The sequence below is a fragment of the Chryseobacterium sp. 2P genome (assembly GCF_059579425.1).
This window is the reverse complement of record NZ_CM184194.1, coordinates 1,505,653-1,532,169: the sequence shown is the minus strand read 5'-3', so window position 1 is coordinate 1,532,169 and position 26,517 is coordinate 1,505,653. Positions and strand designations below refer to the sequence as shown.

At 36.9% G+C, this 26,517-nt stretch carries 22 protein-coding genes; 10 read left to right on the top strand and 12 right to left on the bottom strand.

The window, feature by feature from the left end:
* Positions 1-43: 43 nt before the first annotated feature.
* The 3 genes from AC52CF_RS06985 to queA form a co-directional block, all read right to left on the bottom strand.
* Positions 44-982 (bottom strand): sterol desaturase family protein, encoded by a 939-nt coding sequence (locus AC52CF_RS06985; protein ID WP_336691016.1) that lies wholly within the window; start codon positions 980-982, stop codon positions 44-46.
* 76 nt (positions 983-1,058) lie between these two features.
* A complete protein-coding gene (gene rlmN, locus AC52CF_RS06980; RefSeq protein ID WP_214590254.1) occupies positions 1,059-2,093 on the bottom strand; it encodes a dual-specificity RNA methyltransferase RlmN in 1,035 nt (344 codons plus the stop codon).
* An 89-nt stretch (positions 2,094-2,182) separates the two neighbouring features.
* Positions 2,183-3,232 (bottom strand): tRNA preQ1(34) S-adenosylmethionine ribosyltransferase-isomerase QueA, encoded by a 1,050-nt coding sequence (gene queA, locus AC52CF_RS06975; RefSeq protein ID WP_214590255.1) that lies wholly within the window; start codon positions 3,230-3,232, stop codon positions 2,183-2,185.
* Positions 3,233-3,685: 453 nt separating this feature from the next.
* On the opposite strand from queA, the gene AC52CF_RS06970 reads away from it, so the two are divergent.
* On the top strand, positions 3,686-4,378 hold the full coding sequence (locus AC52CF_RS06970; protein ID WP_076394991.1) for an AIM24 family protein: 693 nt from the start codon (positions 3,686-3,688) through the stop codon (positions 4,376-4,378).
* A gap of 48 nt (positions 4,379-4,426) precedes the next feature.
* Here the strand turns inward: AC52CF_RS06970 and AC52CF_RS06965 are convergent, their stop codons facing one another.
* The 5 genes from AC52CF_RS06965 to AC52CF_RS06945 all read right to left on the bottom strand — a co-directional run bounded on the left by AC52CF_RS06965 (position 4,427) and on the right by AC52CF_RS06945 (position 10,514).
* The gene (locus AC52CF_RS06965; RefSeq protein WP_496517981.1) at positions 4,427-4,918 is read right to left on the bottom strand and encodes a DNA-deoxyinosine glycosylase; all 492 of its coding nucleotides are present in this window, start codon (positions 4,916-4,918) and stop codon (positions 4,427-4,429) included.
* Between the two features lie 172 nt (positions 4,919-5,090).
* On the bottom strand, positions 5,091-7,085 hold the full coding sequence (locus AC52CF_RS06960; protein ID WP_496517980.1) for a S9 family peptidase: 1,995 nt from the start codon (positions 7,083-7,085) through the stop codon (positions 5,091-5,093).
* Between the two features lie 156 nt (positions 7,086-7,241).
* The gene (locus AC52CF_RS06955) at positions 7,242-7,586 is read right to left on the bottom strand and encodes a phage holin family protein (protein ID WP_116099500.1); all 345 of its coding nucleotides are present in this window, start codon (positions 7,584-7,586) and stop codon (positions 7,242-7,244) included.
* 65 nt (positions 7,587-7,651) lie between these two features.
* Positions 7,652-8,074 (bottom strand): PaaI family thioesterase, encoded by a 423-nt coding sequence (locus AC52CF_RS06950; RefSeq protein WP_336732924.1) that lies wholly within the window; start codon positions 8,072-8,074, stop codon positions 7,652-7,654.
* A 313-nt stretch (positions 8,075-8,387) separates the two neighbouring features.
* A complete protein-coding gene (locus AC52CF_RS06945; protein ID WP_496517979.1) occupies positions 8,388-10,514 on the bottom strand; it encodes a type IA DNA topoisomerase in 2,127 nt (708 codons plus the stop codon).
* A 1,285-nt stretch (positions 10,515-11,799) separates the two neighbouring features.
* On the opposite strand from AC52CF_RS06945, the gene AC52CF_RS06940 reads away from it, so the two are divergent.
* Positions 11,800-11,976, top strand: coding sequence for a hypothetical protein (locus AC52CF_RS06940; RefSeq protein ID WP_496517978.1), 177 nt, complete (start codon positions 11,800-11,802; stop codon positions 11,974-11,976).
* Positions 11,977-12,024: 48 nt separating this feature from the next.
* Here AC52CF_RS06940 and AC52CF_RS06935 read toward each other — a convergent pair whose 3' ends face one another.
* Positions 12,025-13,053, bottom strand: a complete 1,029-nt coding sequence (locus AC52CF_RS06935; RefSeq protein WP_496517977.1) for a pirin family protein — start codon at positions 13,051-13,053, stop codon at positions 12,025-12,027.
* A 41-nt stretch (positions 13,054-13,094) separates the two neighbouring features.
* On the bottom strand, positions 13,095-13,391 hold the full coding sequence (locus AC52CF_RS06930) for a GNAT family N-acetyltransferase (protein ID WP_496517976.1): 297 nt from the start codon (positions 13,389-13,391) through the stop codon (positions 13,095-13,097).
* A gap of 591 nt (positions 13,392-13,982) precedes the next feature.
* Between AC52CF_RS06930 and AC52CF_RS06925 the strand changes: the two genes are divergently transcribed.
* The 7 genes from AC52CF_RS06925 (at position 13,983) to AC52CF_RS06895 (ending at position 23,509) form a co-directional block, all read left to right on the top strand.
* Positions 13,983-14,984: an EamA family transporter gene (locus AC52CF_RS06925; protein WP_375181080.1), complete on the top strand. Its 1,002-nt coding sequence runs from the start codon at positions 13,983-13,985 to the stop codon at positions 14,982-14,984.
* 14 nt (positions 14,985-14,998) lie between these two features.
* Positions 14,999-16,027, top strand: a complete 1,029-nt coding sequence (locus AC52CF_RS06920) for a methionine ABC transporter ATP-binding protein (RefSeq protein WP_375181079.1) — start codon at positions 14,999-15,001, stop codon at positions 16,025-16,027.
* Entirely contained in the window at positions 16,020-16,676 is a 657-nt protein-coding gene (gene metI / locus AC52CF_RS06915) for a methionine ABC transporter permease MetI (protein WP_375181078.1), read from the top strand. Before AC52CF_RS06920 ends, metI begins: the two co-directional genes overlap by 8 nt.
* A gap of 264 nt (positions 16,677-16,940) precedes the next feature.
* Complete coding sequence (gene metQ / locus AC52CF_RS06910; RefSeq protein WP_185205281.1) at positions 16,941-17,753, top strand: methionine ABC transporter substrate-binding lipoprotein MetQ; 813 nt, start codon at positions 16,941-16,943, stop codon at positions 17,751-17,753.
* Positions 17,754-18,019: 266 nt separating this feature from the next.
* Positions 18,020-20,281: a glycoside hydrolase family 3 C-terminal domain-containing protein gene (locus tag AC52CF_RS06905; protein ID WP_214590268.1), complete on the top strand. Its 2,262-nt coding sequence runs from the start codon at positions 18,020-18,022 to the stop codon at positions 20,279-20,281.
* 200 nt (positions 20,282-20,481) lie between these two features.
* Positions 20,482-22,539 (top strand): phospholipase D-like domain-containing protein, encoded by a 2,058-nt coding sequence (locus tag AC52CF_RS06900; RefSeq protein WP_496517975.1) that lies wholly within the window; start codon positions 20,482-20,484, stop codon positions 22,537-22,539.
* A gap of 13 nt (positions 22,540-22,552) precedes the next feature.
* Positions 22,553-23,509: a hypothetical protein gene (locus AC52CF_RS06895; protein ID WP_375181075.1), complete on the top strand. Its 957-nt coding sequence runs from the start codon at positions 22,553-22,555 to the stop codon at positions 23,507-23,509.
* A 1-nt stretch (position 23,510) separates the two neighbouring features.
* Here the strand turns inward: AC52CF_RS06895 and AC52CF_RS06890 are convergent, their stop codons facing one another.
* Both AC52CF_RS06890 and AC52CF_RS06885 read right to left on the bottom strand, forming a co-directional pair.
* Positions 23,511-24,257 carry a metallophosphoesterase gene (locus tag AC52CF_RS06890; RefSeq protein ID WP_375181074.1) on the bottom strand — a complete coding sequence of 249 codons (747 nt, stop codon included), beginning with the start codon at positions 24,255-24,257 and terminating at the stop codon, positions 23,511-23,513.
* Between the two features lie 127 nt (positions 24,258-24,384).
* Entirely contained in the window at positions 24,385-25,767 is a 1,383-nt protein-coding gene (locus tag AC52CF_RS06885; RefSeq protein ID WP_214590272.1) for an MFS transporter, read from the bottom strand.
* A 143-nt stretch (positions 25,768-25,910) separates the two neighbouring features.
* Here AC52CF_RS06885 and AC52CF_RS06880 point away from each other — a divergent pair, with 143 nt between their 5' ends.
* The gene (locus AC52CF_RS06880; protein WP_214590273.1) at positions 25,911-26,381 is read left to right on the top strand and encodes an Lrp/AsnC family transcriptional regulator; all 471 of its coding nucleotides are present in this window, start codon (positions 25,911-25,913) and stop codon (positions 26,379-26,381) included.
* Positions 26,382-26,517: the final 136 nt, after the last annotated feature.

Sequence of the window (26,517 nt, the reverse complement as noted above, 5' to 3'; positions counted from 1 at the left end):
TGTGAAATCTCTGTCAAAATAGCGTGACCAGTGTTTTAGAGAACTAAGCAGATTTCTTCTGAACCTGATCTTTATTTTTATTTTTTCTTGCCCAATAATCTTTTTGATATTGTCTTACTGTTTTTCCGGTTCCGTCGTGCCGCCATCCCGGAGAATTAAAGATATAATTGATACGATCTGAAAATTTCAGTCCCGGCTGTTTAATATCTTTCCATATTTTTCTCCATTCGTATAACAAAACCGTGTCTGGTCTGTCATTCGGCATTTTTGGATAAATACCGTACTTTACAGGAACATTAGGGTCTTCTTTTTCGAAAGTTCCGAAAATTTTGTCCCAGATAATAAGGCACATTCCCATATTTCTGTCAAGATATTTGATGTTACATGCATGATGAACACGGTGATGAGAGGGCGTTACCAAGATATATTCCAGAAATCCCATACTTTTTACAGTCTGCGTATGAACCCATGTTCCGTAAACCTGACCAATCGCATAAACCACCATAATGTGCCACGGATTGAATCCTAAAAAAGCCAGTGGTGAAAAGTACAAATATCTGTATAGAGGCTGTAAAACCGGACTTCTGAAACCTGTGGTCAAATTGAAATATTCCGAGTTATGGTGCGTAATATGAACCGCCCAGAATGCTCTGGAATGATGATCTACATAATGAAGAACGTAGTACGCAAAATCCGTTACCACAAAACAGATCAGCCAATACCAGATCGTAAATTCCCACGTGAAAAATCTATGATTGTAAAAGAAAAACATGACAAACATGGCAAATCCTTTCATTAAAAGATCCAGCCCGAAGTTCATCAGTGCCAAATAAACACTTGTTGCAACGTCTTTTTTATCATATAATTTAGCCTCGGAAACATGGCTGTAAATCATTTCGGCTAAAATAACAGCAGCGTGAACAGGAATTGCCCATGAGTAGACACTTTCCAATCCATTTTCATCCATAAAGTAATCCATCATCACTTTTAAATTTGTGGTACAAAGTTAGGATTTTACAAAAACGATAAGAAAAATTTTTGTTTTTTTTAATAAAAATTTAATCCGAAGACTTATTGGCAAGCTGTCCGCAGGCTGCATCAATATCTCCGCCACGGCTTTTTCTTACCACACAGACAATTCCGGCATTTTCAAGCTGGCGGATATAATTTTCCTCTGCCTGTTTGTTGCACTGGTCATATTTTCCGTCTCCAATGGGATTATACTGGATTAAATTTACTTTCGAAGGAACCTGCTTACAGTATTTAATCAGGGCTTTGATGTCTTCATCTCCGTCGTTAATTCCTTTCCATACACAATATTCGAAAGTAATGACAGAGCCTGTTTTTTTATACCAGTACTGAAGAGATTCCATGATTTCCGTTAAAGGAAACTTATCGGAAAAAGGCATGATCTCATTACGTTTTACTTCGATTGCGGAATGGAGTGATAAAGCTAATTTCACTTTCAGTTCTTCATCAGCAAGCATTTTAATCATCTTCGGAATTCCGGAAGTTGAAACCGTAATTCTTCTCGGAGACATTCCCAGACCTTCCGGTTGGGTAATTTTCCGGATTGCTTCCACTACATTCTTGTAATTCATCATCGGCTCTCCCATTCCCATAAAAACAATGTTGGAAAGCGGTCTGTCGAAGTACATTTTGCTCTGGCTGTCGATTAAAGCAACCTGATCCACGATTTCAGCAACTTCAAGATTTCTCATTCTTTTGAGTCTTGCGGTTGCGCAGAATTCGCAGTTTAATGAACATCCCACCTGTGAAGAAACGCAGGCTGTCGTTCTGGTTTCTGTAGGAATAAGAACGGATTCCACCAATAAGCCGTCGTGTAATTTCACTCCGTTTTTAATGGTTCCGTCTGTGCTTTTCTGAAGCTGATCCACAGAAACAGGATTGATGGTATACTCTTCCGCGATTCTTTCACGAAGAGACTTTGAAAGATTCGTCATTTCATCAATCGAGTGGAGATTTTTACTCCACAACCAGTCGTACACCTGCTTCGCACGAAACGGTTTTTCCCCCAAAGAAACAAAATATTCTTTGAGCTGGTCCAGTGATAAAGTTCTGATGTCTTTCATTATATTGTTGGAAGTTAGATGTCAGAAGATGGAAGAAAAATTGGGCGTCGAATTGCAAACTTCCAACACCCAACTTCCAGCTTCTGTTCTTATAAAATTAACATTGCGTCTCCGTAAGAGTAGAATTTGTATTTTTCTTTTACGGCTTCTTCGTAAGCGTGCATTACGAAATCTCTTCCTGCAAACGCTGCGATCATCATGATTAATGTAGATTTTGGCGTGTGGAAGTTCGTAATCATACAGTTTGCCACTCCGAAATCGTGTGGAGGATAAATAAATTTATTGGTCCATCCGTGGAAAGCAGAGATCTTTTTGTTTGAAGAAACAGAAGTTTCCAAAGTTCTCATGGTAGTTGTTCCAACGGCACAAACTCTTCTGTTTGCTTCCACAGCATTGTTGATGATCTGAGCATTTTTCTCATCGATGAAGATTTCTTCAGATTCCATTTTGTGCTTAGAAAGATCTTCTACTTCAATCGGGTTAAATGTTCCCAAACCAACGTGAAGCGTAACCTCAGCAAAGTCGATTCCTTTGATTTCCAGTCTCTTCATCAGATGTTTTGAAAAGTGAAGTCCTGCAGTTGGTGCTGCAACCGCTCCTTCTACTTTTGCATAGATGGTTTGGTATCTTTCCGCATCTTCAGGTTCAACATCTCTTTTGATGTATTTCGGAAGCGGAGTTTCTCCCAATTCCTTTAATTTAGCTCTGAATTCTTCGTAAGAACCATCGAATAAGAATCTTAAAGTTCTTCCTCTTGAAGTGGTGTTGTCTATAACTTCTGCTACTAAAGATTCATCTTCTGTGAAGAATAATTTGTTACCAATTCTGATTTTTCTTGCAGGATCTACCAAAACGTCCCAAACGCGGGTTTCCTTATCCAGCTCTCTTAATAAGAAAACTTCAATTTTAGCTCCCGTTTTTTCTTTATTTCCGTATAAACGTGCAGGAAAAACTTTAGTATTGTTGAAGATAAAAAGATCTCCTTCGTCGAAATAATCAACCACATCTTTGAACAGTTTATGCTGAATTGTTTCAGTTTTTCTGTCTAAAACCATTAATCTGGCTTCGTCTCTGTGTTCTGATGGGTGTTCTGCCAATAATTCCGCAGGAAGATCAAAATTAAAATCTGATGTTTTCATTTTTTAAATTACGGTTTAAAAATTTATAGAAATTACATGGTGTAATTTTCGGAGTGCAAATATACGACATGAAACACCCCTTTGTCAAGTATTATTTACATAGATGTTAAAGTAACTCTTTGTGTATTTTTTAAATAAACATAACTAACTAATAATCAACAATATAATTATTTTATGTTTTGTATTTTTTGAATGAGATGCCTTTGTATTTCTTTAAATTAAAAAGTTTTATTTAAGAATTTTGTTTAGCGTTGCGTTTAAATAATCGCAAGGATAAACAAAGAATCTATTTTAAATTATTGAAACCAAGATAAACAAGGGCGTTTCACTTATTTTCGAAATACAAAGATTCAAAGTATTTAAATTAATTTTAATTGAAATAAAAAACCGTGATTTCCCGATATTTTTTATACCGTAAAAAAGCTATTTTTGAGAACATTAAAAATTTACACTATGAGCAAATATTCGATTGAATCTTTTGTGAACGAAACGAAAGAAAATCCAATGGAAAGAGATTATTTCGAACTGGAAAAGCCATCTCTTCTGGAGATCAACCTTAATAATCAGTCTGTCTGGACGAAGGCAGGAAGCATGGTCGGCTACATCGGAAACGTTAATTTCGAAAGACAGGGAATGCTTTCCGGAGGAATTGGAAACTTATTGAAAAAAGCGATCAGCGGCGAAGGAGCAAAATTAATGAAAGCCGAAGGAACCGGAAAATTGTACGTTGCGGATTCCGGAAAAAAAGTTCGTATTCTTTATTTAAATAATGAAGCAGTCTGCGTGAACGGAAACGACGTTTTGGCACACGAACAAAGCATAAAAAGCGATATTACAATGCTAAAAAGTATTGCAGGCGTAATGTCAGGCGGACTTTTTCAGGTGAAATTATCCGGAACGGGACATATCGCGATTACCACTCACGGCGAACCGTTGACATTATTGGTAACTCCCGATGCTCCGGTTTTCACAGATCCGAATGCCACCGTTGCGTGGTCGGGAAATCTATCTCCTGAACTGAAAACCAATGTTTCTTTTAAAAGTCTGATAGGAAGAGGAAGCGGTGAGGAATTTCAGATGAAATTCTCAGGAAATGGATGGGTTCTGATACAGCCTTATGAGGAGGTTTACAGGATTGAGAAGTAATTATTTTTCAAATAAATCTTAGCAGGGATAGTTTTTATTCCTGCTATTTTAATTCAGAAATTCTACAATCTTCTTCCACTCCTCCAGTTTCTTTTCAAAAGAAACCGTATGAAGCGGGCTTGTGGAAGGCAGTAAAAATAAAGGTATTTTATAATTCTTTCCTAAAATTTTCTGCAAATTTTTATACGACTTTCCGCCGTTACAAAAGATTGCCTTAATATTCGGATGAACTTCCAGGAGTTCTTCAACCTGGTTGGCTTCTTCATTTTTTATTTCAGAATCCAGACTTCCTTTTCTTTCGCAGGAATCGATAACATCCCAAAGTGCAATGTTGTGTTTCTTTAAAATATTGATTCTTTCAGCATAATCTTCTGTAAATTCTTCGTTAAGCAATTCAAAGATGATTTTCCAGAATTTGTTTTGGGGATGACCGTAATACTGTTGTTTTTCTAACGATTTTACACCGGGAATTGATCCCAGAATGATAATTTTAGAATCGTTATCAATGATTGGCGGAAAGGAAGATATTCTGTTTTGCATGATTCAAATACATATACATTTTGGCTAAAGTCATTATTAATTTTCAAAACAAAAAACGGACTAAAAGCCCGTTTTCTGTTGATTTTTATATTTGTTTAAACCACCCCGTCAAAAATTCTATGAATTTTTGCCACCCCTCCAAAGGAGGGGAATTCAGAAGGGAAGATTACATTTATAACGTTTCTTTTAGCCAGTCGAAGAATTCTCTTTGCCAAACCAATCCGTTTTGTGGATGCAGCACCCAGTGATTTTCATTCGGGAAATAGACCAGTTTAGATTTTAAACCTCTCAGTTTTGCTGCCTGAAAGGCTTCCTGTCCTTGTTCGTAAGGCACTCTGAAGTCGATTCCACCCTGAACGATCATAATCGGCTTATTCCATTTATCAACAAAATTGCTTGGGTTGAATTCCGTATAAGCTTTTGGTTGCGGTTTTTCCCACGGTGAACCGAGATCCCAGTTCGCAAACCAAAGTTCTTCCGTTGTTAAATACCAAGATTTCATATCGAATAATCCATCGTGCGCGATGAACGTTTTGAATCTGTTTTCGTGAATTCCTGCTAACATAAATACGCTGTAACCTCCATAACTTGCTCCGACAGCAGCAACTCTGCTTCCGTCAACGTAAGGTAAAGTTTTTGCGTAATCTGTTGCGGCCAAATAATCTCTCATTGGTTGTCCTCCCCAGTCTCTTGAGATTTCTTCATTCCATTTTGTTCCCCAACCCGGCATTCCTCTTCTGTTTGGTGCAACAACAATGTATCCGTTGGCTGCCATTAAAGCAAAATTCCATCTTGTGCTGAAGAATTGTGTTAATGCAGATTGCGGACCTCCCTGACAATAAACAAGGGTTGGATATTTTTTATTCGGATCAAAGTTTGGCGGATAATGGAACCACACTCCCATTTCTTTTCCGTCCGAAGTTTTCACCATTTTTAGTTCAGATTTTCCCTGAGCCAACTGTGCATACATTTCTTTATTGGCTTCCGTAACCTGCTTCATTTCTCCGTTTTTAAGGTTGACAGAGAAAATATCTGTGGCGTGGTTAATATCGGTTCTTCCTACCAAAAGTGAAGTCTTCTGATCGGCAAAAATTTCGTTCACATCAAAATCACCTTTCGTGATCTGCTGCACTTTGGCATTTTTAGGATCTAAAGAGAATAACTGCTTCGTTCCTCTGAAAGCTGCCGTAAAATAGATCATTTTTGAATCTCCGCTCCAGAAAACATCTCCGGAAACACTTTCGTCCCAACCTGCGGTGAGGTTTGTTGTTTTTCCGGATTTCCAATCCATGATTTTTACATCATTTTTATCGGCTTCATAACCATCTCTTGACATACTCTGCCACAAAAGTGATTTTCCGTCCGGACTGAATTTCGGATTAACGTCGTATCCTTTATTAGATTCAGTTAAATTTTTTGTTGTTCCTGAAGCAAGATCGTATGCAAAAATATCCGTGTTTGTGCTTGTAGAGTACTCTTTGCCGCTTTTCGGTTTGGTAACATATAAAAGTTGTGCAGAATCCGGACTCCAGATGAAATCTTCCGCTCCGCCAAAAGGTCTTTGCGGAGAATCCCACATTTTTCCTTCCAGTAAATCTTTTGCAGAATCTGCTTTATCCGAAACATTTACCACGAAAACATGATTATACTTTCCTTCATTGAAATAATCCCAGTGTCTGTGATTCAGATCTGTATAAACTTGCGCGGTGGTTTTCGGAGTATCGGAATATTTGTCTTTTCCCATTACTTTTTCTACCAAAACCTGCTTGCTGAAGGCTATTTTTTTACCGTCGGGAGAAATAACAATGTTGTCTGCTTCACCGATGGTGTAAAACTCCGTCCATGTTTTACCGTTGTCTTTTGAAAGAAAAATCTTATCACCTTCCTGCGCGTACAATCCGTTTTTATCCCACTGAATCAGTGCTTTTTTGCCTAAATCAACTTTCACGGACTGGTTGTTCAGAACATTCAGGAAATAGTTCTCACTTTTTGTTTTTTCGGTTTTAAGATCGGTCTGTCCAATTTTGTAGATTAACGAGGACTGATCGGGAGAAACTGCCTGTACTCCAACTTTTTTCAAAGTCCATAAAATTTCAGGCGTCATTAGTTGTTGTGCATTCATTAAGAGCGGAGCTGCCAAAGCCAGCAGACTGTACTTAAGTTTCATATTAATTCATTTTTTATGACTTTATCATTCAATCCAATCATAAAGTCTTTATTTAATTCAAAGATTGCCAAAGTTAACTATTTTTAAAACACAAACGCGCACAAAAAATCGCCTGTCGTTTTAACAGGCGATTTTTATGTCATTTTAAATTTTAAACTAATCTCCGTCCGAAAACATTGAGTTTGCCAGTGAGCTGACAATGGAAAGCAGGATGCTGAAAATCAACGCCCATAAAAATCCGTCTACCATCATGCTGTCTATAAAATAATCGGCGATCAGGATAATAATTGCATTGATTACTAAAGTGAACAGTCCCAATGTAATGATCGTTAAAGGCAATCCTAAAATATTAAGAATAGGTTTTACAATTAAATTCAAAAGTCCTAAAACGATGGCAAAAATGATCGCTCCGCCAAATCCTGTAAAGTGTACTCCCGGTAAGATCCATGTTAAAAGATAAGCAACAATGGCCGTTACCAAAAGTCGAATAATTAAGTTCATAGTATGATTTTTTAATGTTGTTGATGCGTGTTACTGTGCAAAAGCTATTCCACTTGTTTGAAAAATTATCTGATCTTCATCATCGTGACCAAGGATGTTGCAACGTGGCTTTCAGATGCTCCGTTTTCATCAGCCACATAAATTTCTGTGCGGATCACGCTGATCTTTGAACCTCCTTTTATTACATAAGATTTTGAAATTAAAGCGTCTCCGATGGCAGGTCTTAAATAATTGACTTTCAATTCAACGGTTACGACATAACAGTCTTCTTCGTAATGACTTACTGCCGCGTAACCTGAAGAAACATCCACCAAAGAAGCAATCATGGCTCCGTTGAACATTCCTGCTTTTCTTGTCATGAGTTCCATTTTCGGGATTTTCATGGAAATGAAGTCGGTTTCCACTTCCAGAAGTTCGGCTTTGTAGAATTTTAATGTTTCGGAGCGGTTGAAACTGTCGGTGATGAGTTGTTTTTTATGGGGAGTCATTTTTGGTTTGTAATTTAAACACAAGTTGCACAAATTTTTTCACAAATGCGAAAATATTATGTTTGCTTTTGATTTAAACACGAATGGCACGGATAGATTTCACAAATTTTATTTTTAACACGAATCGCACGAATAATTTGTTCACAAATGGCGCAAATGTTTTAATCATTAAGGATATTTGAGAAGTTAAGAATTATTCTGTTTTGGCTGAAGCCTTTGTTTTGGGTAAAATTTGAAAGCGGACTAAAGTCCGCTCCTATTGATGTTTCGTTGTGATAATCGTGAAAATATTTGTGGTATTTGTGTTTAATTTTTAGTTTAAAACAATCTGAAATTGTTCATCCATCGACAAAATACCTTCTGCCAAACTTTCGGGATGGGTGGTGAAGCCTTTTAATTTTGAAGTTTTGCCTTTCAGAACCAGATCCATTAATTGCTTATCCGAAAGCTTTTTTCCGAAGATTTCAAAGGAAACTTTAAAGCCGCAGTTTTTAAAATCGGAACAGCCGACAGCAGTTTTTCCTTTCATCAAATGATGTTCTTTGCATTTCGGACATTTGGTTTCTTCCCAAGATTGGAGTTCTTTTTTAACGGCAGGTTCGCGTTTTTTCTTTTCTTTTATCTCCTCCACTTTTTCTTCTTCCAAAGAAATGACTTTCCCTTTTCCGTCGACTACTTTTTTGGTAAGATCTGTCACCATCTGGATCAGCTCTTCCTTAAAATGATTGGCTTCATATTCGCCTTTTTCAATTTTTCGGAGTTTCAGTTCCCATTCTCCGGTTAATTCGGGACTTTTCAGCAATTCATCTTCAATGGTGTCAATCAGTTGAATTCCGGTTTGGGTAGCGATGAGATTTTTTCTTTTCTTCTCGATATATTTCCGCTTGAAAAGCGTTTCGATAATATTGGCGCGGGTTGAAGGTCTTCCGATGCCGTTGTTTTTCAGGAGTTCGCGCAGTTCATCATCTTCCACCTGTTTTCCTGCGGTTTCCATAGCTCTCAGCAAAGTTGCTTCCGTGTATGGTTTTGGCGGAGTCGTTTTTCCCTGATGGATCATCGGATCATGTGGTCCGGTTTCTCCGACGGTAAATTCGGGAATGGTCTGTTCTTCTTCCTTTTCTTTTTCTTTATCGTTGGGTTCTTCTTTCGGTTCTTTGGCGTAAACGGCTCTCCATCCCGGTTCCAATATCTGCCTTCCGCTGGTTTTGAAAGGAATGGTTCCTACTTTTCCTTCTACTAAAGTATTGGAAATTTTACACTCGGGATAAAATACGGCAATGAAACGTTTCGCAACCAGATCATAAACTAACTTTTCTTCCCTGCTTAAATTCTGGGAAGGCGGAACTTCCGTCGGAATAATTGCGTGGTGATCTGTTACTTTGGTATCATCAAAAACCGCTTTCGATTTGGAAATCGGAGCTTCCAGTAAAGGGGCGATAAGTTCCTGATAGAAATACATTTTCTTCAGAATTCCTTCTATTTTCGGATATAAACTTTCAGACAAGTACGTTGTATCCACACGCGGATACGTAACGTGCTTTTTCTCGTAAAGACTCTGAATATAATTAAGCGTATTCTCCGCAGAATAGCCGTATTTTTTGTTGGCTTCCACCTGAAGTGCCGTCAAATCAAAGAGTCTCGGATTTTTTTCTTTTCCTTCTTTAATTTCAAAGGATACGATTTCGAAAGGATTCTGTTTTAAATATTCCAGCCCTTTTTCTGCGCGTTCCAATGTTTTGAGACGGTCGATGGCGGCGTTAAAAATAACTTCGCGGTATTTGGTTTTCAGTTCCCAATATTCTTCGGTGGTAAAAGCATCAATCTCTTTCTGACGCTGAACGAGCATTGCCAAAGTGGGAGTCTGTACTCTTCCGATGGAAAGAACAGCTTTATTTCCGCCAAATTTTTTGGTGAAAAGTCTTGTTGCATTAATTCCCAGCAACCAGTCTCCGATCGCTCTTGCGTTTCCTGCGAGATAGAGATTTTTGTAATCTTCGGCAGGTTTTAGATTGGCAAAACCTTCTTTAATCGCTTCTTCGGTAAGGGATGAAATCCACAAACGCTGAATGGGTTTATTGCATTTTGCTTTCTGTAAAACCCATCTCTGGATCAGTTCTCCTTCCTGACCGGCATCCCCGCAATTGATGACCTCATCACATTCTTCGACTAATCTTTCAATAACTTTAAACTGATTTTCTACGCCTTTGTTGGGGATTAATTTGATCCCGAAATTATTGGGAATAATGGGCAGCAGAAACAGATTCCACGATTTGTACTGCGGACCGTAATCGTGAGGTTCTTTGAGGGTGCAAAGATGCCCGAAAGTCCATGTCACACAATAGCCGTTTCCTTCCATATAGCCCTGTTTCGGCGTGGTCGCGCCCAACACTTTGGCGATATCTCTGGCAACACTGGGTTTTTCGGCAATACAAAGTTTCATGAATGTCTCGGAATTTTTTGGAGAGGGCAAAAATCGGGATTTTTTTTGGATTTTGCTAATTTGCGGATTGTTGGTTGAAAATAAGCCTGTCTGGACTTTTTAAAACGAAGGGTATTACTTAATTTTTTGAAAATAGATACGCCATGATTGTCATTCCGGAGGAATCTATACTAGAATATTTTTGTGTGAATTTCGTAGATCCTTTCAGGATGACAAATGTGGAGGAAAGCTGGGCATTTTCAAACGCAAAGTTTTTTTATGATAGTGATTGTTTTGAGGAAGCAAAGTTATGCAGATTTCATCTGTGATGAAGCGTGTGTTTTAGAATCTGTTTTTCTTTGGTTCTTTTTATAGAACAATTTTACATTGTTTTTGGGTTGGAATTTTAAACTTTATTTTTTCCAGACTTTAAAATACTTTGTTTAGATCCTTTCAGGATGACAAATGTGGAGGAAATTAAGCGTTTTCAGACGCAAAGTTTTTTTATGATGATGATTATTTTGAGGAAGCAAAGTTATGCAGATTTCATCTGTGATGAAGCGTGCGTTTTAGCACCTGTCTTGCTTGGGTTCTTTTTTCTTATAATTTCTAATACTTTGCTTAGATCGATGACAGATGTGGTGGAAAGTTGGGCGTTTTCAAACGCAAAGTTTTTTTTTATGATGGTGTTTATTTTGAGGAAACAAAGTTATGCAGATTTCATCTGTGATGAAGCGTGTGTTTTAGCATCTGTTTTTCTTTGGTTCTTTTTATAGAACAATTTTACATTGTCTTTGCGTTGGAATTTTAAATTTTATTTTTCAGTATTTCTAATATTTTGCTTAGATCCTTTCAGGATGACAAATGTGGAGGAAAGCTGGGCGTTTTTAAGCGCAAAGTTTTTTTATGATGGTGATTGTTTTGAGGAAGCAAAGTTATGCAGATTTCATCTGTGATGAAGAGTGTTTTAGCATTTGTCTTGCTTGAGTTCTTTTTCTTATAATTTCTAATACTTTGTTTAGATCTTTTCACGATGACAGATGTGGTGGAAAGTTGGGCGTTTTCAAACGCAAAGTTTTTTTATGATGGTGATTATTTTGAGGAAGCAAAGTTATGCAGATTTTATCTGTGATGAAGCGTGTGTTTTAGAATCTGTTTTTCTTTGGTTCTTTTTATAGAACAATTTTACATTGTCTTTGGGTTGGAATTTCAAATTTGATTTTTTCAGTATTTCTAATATTTTGCTTAGATTTTTCTTTCAGTATGACAAATGTGGGGGAAAAGAATTCAGAGTTAAAAGACAAATTTGTCTGGAGAAATTCAAAACAGTCCTTTAACGGCTTTTCGGGTAACCGGGAAAGTATGTTTCACCCCAGCAAGAGACTTTCCGGGAACCTCGAAAGCTTCCTGCATCCCTGCGACAAACTTTCCGGAAGGCGGGAAACCGTCTTGCACCCCTGCAAGAAACTTTCCCGGAAATTAAAAAAGCTCCCTTAAAAAAGAGAGCTTCAAAACAATTCACACGATATCACTACACTTCCATCGGAACTTCCATGAGAAGAATCTCAGTGTTTTCCGATGTGGATTTTATGTTTAATTCGGAAATATCCCAAATTCCGAAGCCGTCTCTTTCTTCCAGTTTCCGTCCTTCAATTTCTGCGCTTCCTTTGATGATAAAAACATAGACACCGTTTCCTTTTTTCTTTATCTGATATTGGGTTTCAGCCGTATTTTCAAAATCTCCGAGATGAAACCATGCTTCCTGATGAATCCATATTCCGTCGTCTTGAGGATCGGGTGAAAGGATCTGCTGAAATCTGTTTTGGCTTTTCGTTCTGTCGAGTTTCATCTGGTCGTATCTTGGCGTTACATTTCTTTTATTGGGATAAACCCAGATTTGCAGAAATTTAACCAAATCGCCTTCATCTTTACTGAATTCACTGTGCATTAATCCTGTTCCGGCGCTCATCACCTGAATTTCGCCGCCTTTTATTTCGTTATGATTTCCCAGATTGTCATGATGGATCAGGGTTCCTTCCAGTGCAATGCTGATGATTTCCATATTGTCGTGAGGATGCGTTCCAAAGCCTTTTCCTGTGGCTACGGTATCATCATTCAGCACTCTTAAGGCGCCGAACTGCATTTTTTCGGGATCATAAAATTCTCCGAAGCTGAAGGTCTTTTTACTGACCAGCCACTGTTCGTTGGTTACTCCTCTTGAATCTGCGCGGTGCACGACTCTGTTTTCAGGTTTTTTTGCTGCTGCAAAGCTGCTTTCCACCTCGTTGAACAGCAATCCGCTTCCGCCGCCGTAATGTTCTATTATTTTTATATTTTCATCAAAATTTCTGCAAAAAACACCGATCTGTTTTTCGAACTGCTCTTCCAGACCGGAACTCAGCAAAACGATATCGACGGGATTCTTCTTGATAAAATCCTCGCTCTTGCTTTCATCACTCAGAATTTCAGCCTTCCACCCATCATTTTTTTCGATAATTCTTTGTAAGGTTGCAAGAATTTCGACATTTTTTCCGATTACCAAAAAGTTCAGTGCTTTCATTTTGATTCAATTAAAAGTTAATGGTTTACAATTATAAATTTTTACAGTTCTTCTTTGGACCATACATCGCTGTATTCGTCGGGACGGCGTTTGAACTGGGCGTGAACATACGGACACAGCGGAACAATTTTGAGCTGATGTTCTCTTGCATATGACACCAGTTTTTCCAGCAGGATCTTTGCAAATCCTCTGCCTTCAAATTCTTCGTTTACTTCCGTATGGTATACCGTTAATTTATCTCCAATGACAGAGATGTCCATTTTCCCTGCTTTTTTATCGTCTGAGAAAAGCTGAATTTCTCCTCTTACATTTCCTAAAACAACTTCTGTTCTTTCCATAATTTTGATTTTTAATGATGATGTAAAATTAGGCAGCCTGAATTTGCCGGATCATGATGTATGATAATAAATCCGTTTTATTTTGATTAAACTGAAAGAAGCGGTGAATTCTTTTTTTAAGGTGATGAACATAAATTTTCTGTTTGTATCGCTGTAAATTTTTCGTTTGCGAAGGGATTACACGCAGCGAAGGCTTGATTTTCGGAACATCAAAAGGAAGTTTAAAGCTATTATTCGGCTTTTTTGAGCGAAATTAAAGGTGAATTGATAGTATTTTCAAAAATTAAATCATTAAAAATCAAAACATTAAAAACAAGAGATCAATTTATTTTCTAAAAAGTCTACTTTTTTAGTGGACTAATAAAAAATATGTTTTATATTTGCAACCGTAATCAGGATATAATAATACAATGAAAGCAGAATTCAAGAACAGCACCGTAAGAAAACATATCAATCATTTTATGATGATGTATTGCTGTATGCCTATGCTTCATTCCTGTTGTGGTTAACCTTACTTTTATATGACATATTTCTAAAGGCTTTACCACGTTGTAGAGCCTTTTTTATTTAAAAACAACATTAAAAAATATCATGAATACTAATAAAAACAAATGGCTGATTCCTATAGCCTTCACCAATATTTATGTAATATGGGGAATTACTTTCCTCGCCATTTCTTTCGGGTTAAACGGATTTCCGCCTTTTATTCTTTCGGGGTTCAGATTTTTGGGCGCAGGAATAATAATGATCGGATATCTGCTCGTAAAAGGTGAAAAAGCCAATTCTGCCATCAACTGGAAAAAAAATGCCATCACCGGAATTCTCATCCTTACGGGAGGAACGGGATTGGTTGCGTGGGGAGAACAATATGTAACCGCTTCTGAAGCAGCCATCGCTATTGCAACGGGACCTTTTTGGTTTATCGCCATTGATAAGAAAAACTGGAGTTATTATTTCTCGGATAAGTTTATTCCTTTGGGCTTGGTGATCGGGTTTGCAGGACTTATTTTATTTCTCAACGGAAGTGTAAGTTCTTCCGGCTCTCATACACAAACAGCAGATGCTTCAATCAGGATAATTGCATTTATTGTTCTGGGATTGAGCTCTGTAGCATGGGTTTTAGGGTCTCTTTATTCCAAAAAAAATCCGGCTGGCCATTCAACCTTTATGAATATTGCCCAACAGCTTATTACTGCCGGTATTGCTTCATTGGTTATTGCATTTTTCAGAAATGAATGGACTGGTTTTTCAATCATAAAAGTACCGTTAAACGCATGGTTAGGATTGTTTTTCCTTATTGTATTCGGATCAATTATCGCTTACCTTTCGTATATCTGGCTTTTGTCTGTAAAACCTGCCGCTTTGGTAAGTACGCATACTTACATCAATCCTATTGTTACTGTAATTGCGGGATGGATCGTTGCGAATCAGACCATTAACATCAATCAGTTTTACGGACTGATTGTTATTCTTGCCGGAGTTCTTTTAACGAACGTGACTAAATATTTTAAGCTTTCCAAACGGTCTAAAGTGAAAATAAGAAGAGTGATAAGATACGTGAACAAAACCGCAAGACCTTATCAGCCAATATAAAATTTAAGTAAAAAATGATAGAGATAAAGAATGTTTCAAAAACATTTCATCAGAAGAAACAGTCGTTTAAGGCGCTGAATGATGTAAGTCTGACGATTGAACAGGGCGATATTGTAGGCATCATCGGATTTTCGGGAGCGGGAAAAAGCACCTTAATCCGAACGGTGAATCTTCTTGAAAAACCTGACAGTGGTAAAATCGTGATTAACGGAAAGGATTTTACGAAATTAAATTCGAGACAATTGGCACAGGAAAGGAAAAAGATCGGGATGATTTTTCAGCATTTTAATCTGCTTTCTTCGAGAACTGTTTTTGAAAATATTGCGCTTCCGTTAGAGCTGGATCATGTCAGCAAAACTGAAATTAATAAAAAAGTAAATGATCTGCTGAAAATCGTAGGACTGGAAGATAAAGCTCATGATTATCCTAAAAGTCTTTCGGGAGGACAAAAACAGAGGGTTGCCATTGCAAGGGCTTTAGCAAATGATCCTTATCTCCTGCTCTGTGATGAAGCGACGAGTGCGCTCGATCCTGCAACCACACAATCGATTTTGCAATTGTTGAGGGATATTAATCAGAAACTTGGAATTACGATTTTGTTGATTACGCACGAAATGGAAGTCATCAAAACGGTTTGCAACCATGTTGCGGTAATCGACAAAGGTCAACTATTAATTAAAGGAACTTTAAGCGAGATTGTCTCGAACAAAGAGAATCCTATCATCAAACAATTTTTAAACTCTAGTGTTATGACGATACCACAGGAACTGAATAAAAAACTACAGCAAGAGCCACAAGACGGATTATTTCCATTGGTGGAAGTAGAACTTAATGAAAATATATCGGTTGAAGAACTGCTTTCCATTGTTTACGATAAATATAAAATTCCATACAAACTGCTGAAAGCGGATGTTGAATATTTAGGCGATTCCAATTTTGGAAAACTATTGCTTCAGCTTCAGGGAGAAGAGGAGAAAAATCAGCAGGCCATTTATTATTTCAATCAGAATAAAATTCAAAATACGGTAAGAGGATATGCTTAGTGATACGGTGATTTCTCTTTTATCAAAGGGAATTTGGGAGACGGTTTTTATGACGTTTGTTTCGGGGTTTTTCGGATTTGTTCTGGGCTTGCCTGTCGGAATTTTATTGTTTTTAACGCGGAAAGGTCAGCTTTTGGAAAATGTAATCTATAACAGGATTTTATCTGTTCTGGTGAATATTTTCCGTTCTATTCCTTTTATTATTTTAATTGTGTGGATGATTCCTTTCACGAGAAGTCTGGTGGGAACATCAATCGGGATAAACGCAGCTTTGGTTCCTTTAAGCATCGGAGCAGCTCCTTTTATTGCAAGACTGGTAGAAAACAGCTTACTGGAAGTTCCTCATGGATTAATTGAAACTGCAAGAGCTTTAGGAGCAAGTCCGTTTCAGATCATCATAAAAATATTGTTGCCGGAAGCACTTCCTTCTTTGATTAATAACGCAACAATTACCTTAATTACGCTTGTCGGCTATTCTGCGATGGGAGGAGCTGTCGGAGCGGGAGGATTGGGACAGATCGGTTATCAGTACGGCTACATCGGTTATGATGCCGTGATTATGAATCTTGTGTTGGGATTACTGGTTGCGATTGTTTTTATCATTCAGTTTTCAGGAGACCGATTGGCGAAGAGATTTGATCATCGTTGAGTTTTTTGAGTTGGAGTTTTTGAGTGGGAGTGTTTGAGAGTGTGAGAGTGAGAATGAGAGTGAGTGTGTGTGTGAGTGTGTGCGAGTATTTTGAAAATAATGTGATAAGTGTGAATGTGAAATAGTGTGATGGTTTGAAAATTTCAGCCATCAATCGGGCGGAAGATCAGCAAAAAGGAGTAAAAGCCATATTTTATTTATTAAAGAATTTTAAAAATCTAACCTTTTTGCTTTTCGCCCTTTTTTAAAAGAAAATAATTTACAATGAAAAAAATAAAGATTTTAAGTTTTTTAGCAGCGGGTTTGTTAGCATTTACCGGCTGTAATTCATCAAAAAAAGAGGATCCGAACTTTATAAAAGTAGGAATAACTTCCGGACCGGAACAGGAAATTGCCGAAGTGGCGAAAAAAGTAGCGAAGGAAAAATACAATCTTGAAGTAGAACTGGTTTCCTTTAACGATTATGTGGTTCCTAATGAAGCTCTAAATAACGGCGATATTGATGCCAACGCTTTTCAGCACGTTCCCTATTTAACCGAACAGTCCAAACAGAGAGGATATAAATTAGCGGTTGTAGGAAATACTTTTGTCTACCCTATCGTCGCGTATTCAAAGAAAATTAAAAGCATAGATGAACTTCAGAACGGAAGCACAGTTGTAATTCCGAATGATCCTACCAATGGCGGACGTTCCTTACTTCTTTTACAGAAAAACGGTTTGCTGAAACTGAAAGACGGTATCGGACTTTTACCGAAAGTAACGGATATTGTTGCCAATCCTAAACAGTTAAAAATCCTTGAAATTGAAGCGCCGCAACTGCCGAGAGTGTTGGATGATAAAGAAGTGGTGATTGCCATTATCAACAATAATTTTGCGGCTCAGGCGGGATTGGATGCCGATAAACAGGGAATTTTCAAAGAAGATAAAGATTCTCCTTATGTAAATGTAATTGTTTCAAGAGAAGATAACAAAACCTCCGAAAAGGTAAAAAATTTCGTAAAAGCCTATGAATCTGATGAAGTGGTAAAAAAGGCGGAAGAAATTTTCAAAGGCGGTGCTGTAAAAGGCTGGAACTGATTTGAGGGAATTGTGAATGGTGAATAGTGAATTTTTCCGTTATGCTTTAAAATTCATCACTAACAATCCACCATTGACAATTCACCATTGACATTTTAAAAAAGTCTATTATTATATATTCAGACATTGTTTCAGTTTTTTGAAATGATGTCTTTTTTATTTTCAAATCACGGGTTATTAAAAATTATTTATTTAAAAATATATTTTCTCAATTTGAGATAATAAAATTTTTTGCTATTTTTGTTTCCAATCAAAAAAGGCTTTTTATGTTTAAGAAAACCGCCATTGTAAGTTTATTCACATTTATTTCTGCTTCTTATATGGCTCAAAATACACCGCTTCCTGTTTATTTAGACGAATCCAAACCTGTGGAATTACGGGTAAAAGATGCCCTTTCCAGAATGACTCTGGAAGAAAAAGTGGCGATGCTTCATGCCCAGTCAAAATTCAGTTCGCCGGGAGTTCCGAGATTGGGAATTCCTGAATTCTGGACAACGGACGGTCCTCACGGAGTTCGCCCGGAAGTGATGTGGGACGAATGGAATCAGGCAGGCTGGACGAACGACTCCATTATCGCCTATCCTGCTTTAACGGCACTTTCCGCGACATGGAATAAAAAAATGTCCTGGAATTACGGTAAAGCATTGGGTGAAGAAGCCCGTTACCGAAAAAAAGATATTCTTCTGGGACCAGGAGTTAATATTTACAGAACTCCACTCAACGGAAGAAATTTCGAATACATGGGTGAAGATCCTTATCTGACTTCAAAAATGGTAGTTCCTTACATCAAAGGAGTACAATCCAACGGTGTGGCAACTTCTGTAAAGCATTTCGCCCTGAACAATCAGGAAATGTTCCGCCATACCAGCAATGTAAAAGTGGACGACAGAACGTTGTACGAAATTTATCTTCCGGCTTTCAAAGCGGCTGTAACAGAAGGTGATTCTTGGACGATCATGGGAGCTTATGATATGTATAAAGGTCAGTATTCTAGCCAGAACCAATATCTTCTGAACGATATTTTAAAAGGAGAATGGAAATATAAAGGGGTCGTGGTTTCCGACTGGGGTGCTGTTAACAATACCGAACAGGCTATCCATAACGGACTGGATTTGGAATTCGGAAGCTGGACAAACGGACTTTCAGCAGGTACAAAAAATGCTTACGACAATTATTATCTGGCAAAGCCTTATTTAGATTTAATTAAATCCGGAAAAGTAGGAACGAAAGAGTTGGACGATAAGGTTTCAAGGCTTTTAAATCTTGCGTATAAAACAACAATGAACCGAAACAAACCTTTCGGAAATATCGCTTCAGAAGAGCATAAAGCTATTGCAAAAGAAATCGGGGAAGAAGGAATTGTATTGTTGAAAAATCAGGGAAATATTCTTCCGATTGATCTGAATAAAGCTAAAAAAATAGCGGTCATTGGTGAAAATGCTATTAAAATCATGACCGTTGGCGGAGGTTCTTCTTCATTAAAAGTAAAATACGAAACGCTTCCTTTAGACGGAATTAAGGCGAGATTCGGGAAACAGTCGGATGTACAATACGCAAGAGGTTATGTGGGAGACATCGGCGGAGAATACAATGGGGTAAAATCCGGACAGGATTTAAAAGATAACCGTTCTGAAGCTGAATTATTAAACGAAGCCGTAGAACTGGCAAAAAAATCTGATTATGTTATTTTCGTTGGAGGATTAAACAAAGCAGATTTTCAGGACAGTGAAGGGAACGACAGAAAAAGTTACGGATTGCCTTACAATCAGGATAATGTAATTGCTGCATTGGCAAAGGCGAATAAAAATCTTGCGGTTGTTCTGGTTTCCGGAAATGCGGTGGCAATGCCGTGGATTAAAGAAGTTCCGACTGTTGTTCAGGCTTGGTATTTGGGTTCTGAGGCAGGAAATTCTATTGCTTCGGTTTTAGCAGGTGATGCAAACCCATCAGGAAAACTGCCTTTCACTTTCCCTGTGAAACTGGAAGACAATTCTGCGCATCAGTTGGGAGAATATCCCGGAAATAAAGCGGAATTGGCAGCGGATAAAGGCAAAGATCAGAAAAATCCGATCAACATCGCATACAATGAAGGAATTTTTGTGGGATACCGATGGCATGATACGAAAAAAATAAAACCTTTATTCAGTTTCGGACATGGTTTAAGCTACACCACTTTCGAATTTGGAAAAGCCAAAGTCGATAAAACAACGATGTCTCAGGATGATAAAATCACGTTTACGGTTTCTGTGAAAAATACAGGGAAAAGAGCCGGAGCGGAAGTTGCCCAACTGTATATTTCCGACCTTAAATCGTCTGTTGAAAGACCGGCTAAAGAATTAAAAGGTTTTGAAAAAGTGTATCTGAATCCGGGAGAAGAAAAAGAAGTAACATTTACCATTGATCAATCTGCTTTAAGTTTCTTCGATCCCCAAAAACATGATTGGGTTGCAGAACCGGGAGATTTTGAAGCACAGATCGGTAATTCTTCCGATGCCATAAAAACGAAGGTGAAGTTTACGTTAAAGTAATCTTACTTATATATTTCTAAAACGAAATGCCCGGATTTTCTCCGGGCATTTTTCGTATAAAAAATTTTCGATTACGGAAAACCGTAAAAAATTTATTTTTCATGTATTTACATTTGTATCATAAAACTGATTCATTAAAACAGAAATCATAGTTTAATTTTTTCTCCATTTAAAACTCTATAACCATAATTATGAATACAATGATTCAAGATTCAATTTCTAATACAGATGATATTTTACTAAGAATAAAATCTGAACTAAGAAACGCAAAATCCGAAATTCTGATTGCTATGGCTTGGTTCACCAATCAGGATTTGTATGAAATTATTAAAGAAAAACTTCTGCAAAACGTAAAAGTTTTACTGGTTCTTTCTGATCAGCCCGATAATGAAAAACTCGATTTTGATATTTTGGTAAGTCAGGGCTTACATTTTACGAAAATCAGGAATATTGGTTACGGAATGATGAATCTGAAATTTTGTGTGATAGACCGTACTATCGCCATTTCAGGTTCCTATAATTGGTCAAATAATGCCAAAAATAATCATGAACAGGTTTTGGTAACCAATTTCCCTAAAACAGTAAATGAACTTACAGAAAGTTTTTTCAAGATCAAAGACCGAGTGGAAAAACTCAACAACGGACTAAGTCTTGAAGAAATTGAAAGAGAAGAAAACGCATCATTTCTTCCGGTAATGAATCCTTTAAAATCTGAAAGCCCAAATAAACCATTGAATTTTCAGGAGCAATCTCTGAAAGATTTTAAAGATGTTCTGGATAGCATTATAGCGACAGAAGTCGGCTCATTTGATAAAAATCTTCTGAAAGAAAACGCTTATCAAAGAGCTTTTGAAAATCAGGGCGATCATCAGGTTCTTCCACAAGCGATGGATAGTCTTTACTCGAATTTCATTAACGAAATAGAAGTGATTGCAGAGAAGAAAACCAGACTTAAAAACAGAATTGAAGAGCAATTGAAAGTCAGCATCAGTAACGTAGAAATGAAAACTCAGAATGAGATTGACACACTAAATTATAATCTGGATGCTGAAATACAAAACACAGAAAATAACATTCGGGAAACCGAGAGAAATATTGAGGATAAAAAACAGCTTATAGAATCCAATAATTCCATCAAAATCCCTTTCATTCAGGATAAAATTGATGTTCTGATGAAAAAAATAAACGAATTGAAAGTTGATTTTGTAAAACCTCCTGTTAACTGGCCTTTAACGGTTACTTTAGGATTTATAGGTATCATGCTTTTATCGTATATATTCGTATTTTATTCTTCTGTTGCCTATATATTTATTTTTTCGAAAAATGAAACACTATCCGCTTTAAACAGAGGTATAGTTCCGGAAACACCGGAAGTTTTTAATTCTGATGCCATCACACAAATTTGGAACAAAGGAGCCGGCGGAATATTATTCTTGTTCCTTTTCGTCAGTATTCCTTTAGGACTAGGAATGATGAAACTCATCATGCCCAATAAAGAAGAACCATCTGATAAAGAAAGCAGCATAAGTAATACATTGAAGAGACTGTTTAACAATTACGGAGGCATATCTTTAATTTTTCTGGTTGATTGCTTTATCGCTTATCGGGTGGCAAAAAATATCAACTTTATAGAATATTTAACCAACCGTACCGATAAGCAGTTAGAATTTAAAGATATTTTACAGACGGAAAATTTTTGGCTGGTCTTTATTCTTGGGACTTTAGGAGTATATTTATTTGGAATTGTTACAGAAAAATTCTATCAGTCTTATCATAAAAGAACTAAAACGCATCATCAGGAAAAAACTGAATTCGTTGTTAAAAAACTGGAAGAAGAAATGCAGGAGTACCGACTGGAAATTAATAGCCTGAAAGAGGAAAACAACAGATTACGCAGTGAAATTTCCGCATCGGAAAGAAATAAAATAAACTTTTCAAAGCAGCTTCAGGATTTACCAATGCAGACGAATACCAAGATCAATAATCTGAAACAAATGTTACTGACCTTTAAAGAAAAAGTGGAAAATCTTGCTCATATTTATCAAAGTCAGGTAGATAACGACAGACTTCCGATCTCCAAACCAGAAATGAAAAACCGAGTGAACATCTTTATGGAAGGCTGGAGCAAATATTTATTTGAAATTTATGCAGTTACGAAAGCTGAAGCAAAAACAACTGAAGCCATTAGAGAATGCGAAAAATGGCTGAATATGATTGCTTTTAATGAAAGTTTTGCTACCGATTTCGCCCAAAATTAAACTTAAATATTTTATGAAAACAAAATTTACCTTAAGCATTTTAGCACTCACATTTCTTTTATTTAATTGCGGTAAAAAACCTAAAGTTGATATAAAGTCTTTTACAAAAATCCATGATTATAACGTATTAATTGTCCCTGATCTATCTAACAGAATCAACAAAGAAATCCATCCTAAACCTGTAAACGATACGCTGTTAATCAATAATATAATAGGCAACATTGAGCCTTTATTACAGACAAATAACAGACAAATGAATCAGCTTGATGTCTATAAACTGGATTTTATCAACCGGGGAATTTTGAACAAGAATGTAGTGGATCCAAAAGATCTGGAAATTAATTTCAAAAAATTTGAGAATAACTTATCAGCATCGTCTGAATACAAAAGAAAAGGTTTGAAATCTGATGTGTTTAAATTTAAATCCGGGGTTTCAAAGATTTACAATTATTCTTTACAAAATTCTTCCGGTTCCGATGTCTGGAATTACTTCAATGAGACAATCAAAAGCTCCATTATAAATAATCCCGATAAAATTGATAGCACAGCACAAACAATTAAAAATACAAAGAATATTGCTGTCCTTTTTACAGACGGCTACATAGAAAGCGCTAATAACAATTTGGGATATACATTAAACCAGCAATTAATCAAAAAAATAAGAACCGAGTTTTTGAATAGTAAATCCACTGACCTCGAAAAATTTATCAGTTCAAAACCTGAATATTTAATAAAAAAAACGTCTAATAACCTTCACGATATAAATATTTTAATTTTAGAAATGGTAGACAGATCGCTTGATAAAAATGGTTCAACAACCATTCAGCCAACAGATTTTGAAATCATGAAAATCATCTGGACAAAATGGCTGAAAGATTCCGGAGCATCACATGTTGAAATTTATCCTGCTTTTTCTAAAGAAACAGACTCTTTTGAAGCGTTAAAAAAATTCATGAAAGAAATTAAATAACTTAAACCTCCACAATCAGCTCCCTCTCAAATCCATTATACTTTTCCGAAATATAACCGTGCGGATTGCAGATAATCTCCGTCTCCCCTATTTTGTATCTTTTCGGCGTGTGAATATGCCCGTGAATCCAATACAGCGGTTGATATTCCAGAATAAAATCCTCCAGATTGGAAACGTATGCGGAAGTCAGCGGATCATTTTTGAAATGTTCCGGACTCGACTGTAAACTTGGGGCATGATGAGTAACCACAATATTCTTCATGCCCTTTGAACTTTCAAGACTTTCTTTTAGCCACAATCTCGAAAACTGATGAATTTTATAAATATCAATCGACCTCATCTTGGAATAAGAAGGATCTCTTTTAATTTGCTTATAATCGTTCATTCCTTGCTGACAGACGAATCCGTAGTATCTCGGATCTCCGAAAATAGAAAAATCCGTCCACAACGTTGCGCCATGAAAACGAATCCCGTCGATGTCTGTAAAAGAATCTTCCAGCACAAAAACATTGGAATTTTCTGCGGCAGCTTTTATTTTATTTAACGTTTTAGGATAAGAACCTCTGTAATATTCATGATTTCCCAACACATAAATCACGGGTTTATCAGGAATTTTTGTTTTGATCCATTCAATTCCTTTTGTTCCCAAATTAACATCTCCCGCCAAAACAACGACATCGGCATGATCAAAAGATAGTTCCGACATTCCGAATTCCTGATGCAGATCGCTGATGATTTGTATTTTCATGGTGCTAAAATAAAAAAAGAACCGACAATTTCTTGCGGTTCTCTCAATAAGAATGTCTAAACTGATTTTTCGGTTAATCAAAAAGTGTAAACATTCCTTTATATAATTTAGTTTAAAGTAGGTCAGTTTACGAAACAGCGATTTCAGATTCCGCGATTTTTATATTTTTAAAGATAAAGTAGCATAGCATTGTCAGTGCAAAAACGGCATAGCCGATCAGAATAATCAGGCTCAAATTTCCAACCGCAAGTTCTGAAGGAAAAATCTGGCTCATCAACGTCATAAAAGACAACCCGATTCCTGCTCCTAAAAAATAGCTCGTAGAACTCAGACTCGAAGCCACTCCGTAAGAGGAAGGATTTACGTCCTGAATTCCCAAGACAGACAAACCGGTAAAACAAAACGTCATCCCTATTCCCGAAATGCATGCTGCACCGAACAAAACCAATGACAAAGGATGCCCGAAATAAATGGAACCCAATAATGCCAAAGTGCCGCTCAACATAAAGATCCAGCCCAAAATTCCCATCTGCGAAGAATTTAATTTTTTGGCAACATGAGGAAGAATAAATTTTGCCACCAAAGCCGACATAATACTGAAAGGAACCAACATCAATCCCGCCGAAGCCGCACTGTGATTCATATCTTTCTGCAACATCAATGATATTAAGAATAAAAATCCGATAAAAAACGCGCCTAAAGCCACAAAAGCCAGATTGGAAACTACCAGAGAAGAATGTTTCAACAATTTTAAATCAATCAAAGGCTGAGCAACAGATTTTAAACGAAAAACGACAGAAGTTAATAAAATGACCGCCAAAATTAACGAACCTGCAACCAATAAAGTCTGTTCTTTGATGTGAACCAGTTCATGCGTTCCGTATGTTAAGCTCAATAAACCTAAAACCAGTAGAATTCCCGACAGAAGATCTGTTTTTTGGGATAAACCTTTCTCATCTTTCGGAAGATACTGATACGCGAAAATCAACGTGATGAAAAGAATCGGAACATTGATTAAGAAAACCCAATGCCAGCTCAGATACGTACTGATGATTCCCCCCAAAGAAAGTCCGCTTCCGGAACCAATCGCAGCAAAAGAACTGAAAATCCCGATCGCACGGTTTCTCTCCTGATCTTCTTTAAAAGTATTCGTTACAATAGACATTGCCGAAGGCATAATAAAAGCCGCTCCCAATCCCTGCAAAGCTCTGAAAATAGCTAAAGTTCCGAAACTTTCAGACAAACCCGCTCCCAGAGAAGTCAGCATAAAAAGGAATAATCCCAAAAGAAAAATTTTCTTTCTTCCGAGCTGATCAGAAAGTTTTCCCCCGATAATCAGAAAACCGCCAAAAAACAATACATATAAAGTCTGAAGCCATTGTACGGTTTCTGCACCAATACCGAATTGCTGTTGAATAGAAGGAATTGTGAGATTGATAATGGCAATATCCAAAGCCTCTACAAATGTTCCTACCGATGCTAAAATCAATATCAAATTCTTTCTCTCCATATAGTTCAATTATGCTGCAAAATTAAAATTAATAGAACGTATATAAAAATTCAAACTAAAATTAAGAACATATTTAATTTAATTCAATTTAAAAAAGAACAAATAGTCTTATATTTGAAATTAATTCTTCAAAAACAGAACAGATGGCAACAGAAAATTATACACCCGACGAAAAAGACCTTTCCATTCTCAGAATTTTACAGAAAGATGCGAAATTAAGCGTCCGCGATATTGCGGCAAGAATTAATCTGAGTCCCACTCCTACTCACGAAAGAATTAAACGGATGGAAAAACTGGGAATCATAAAAGAATACACCACCGTTGTTGACCGTAAAAAAGTGAATAAAGGCATGATGGTGATCTGTATGATCGCGCTGAATGTCCACAACAAAAAAACCGCAGGAAAATTTATTGAAGAAGTCGGAAAACTGAAAGAAGTCGTTGAGTTTTACAACATCAGTGGTGATTTCGATTTTATGCTGAAAATTCTCGCTCCGAATATGGATGAATTTCATGAATTTTTCGTGAACAAGCTTTCTGAAATTGAAGGAATCGGACAGACGAAAAGTATTTTTGTGATGAACAGTATTAAGGAAAGTTCCCAGATTTTGTAGTCATTTTTTCTGGTAATTTTTTTTAACGTAAAGACCACAAAGATATTTTTAAAATTGTTGTGAATATTTTTCGTTCGCAAGGGCGTTTCACTCAGCAATTGAGTAATTTTGCCATGATTATTTTGCTTAGTATTTG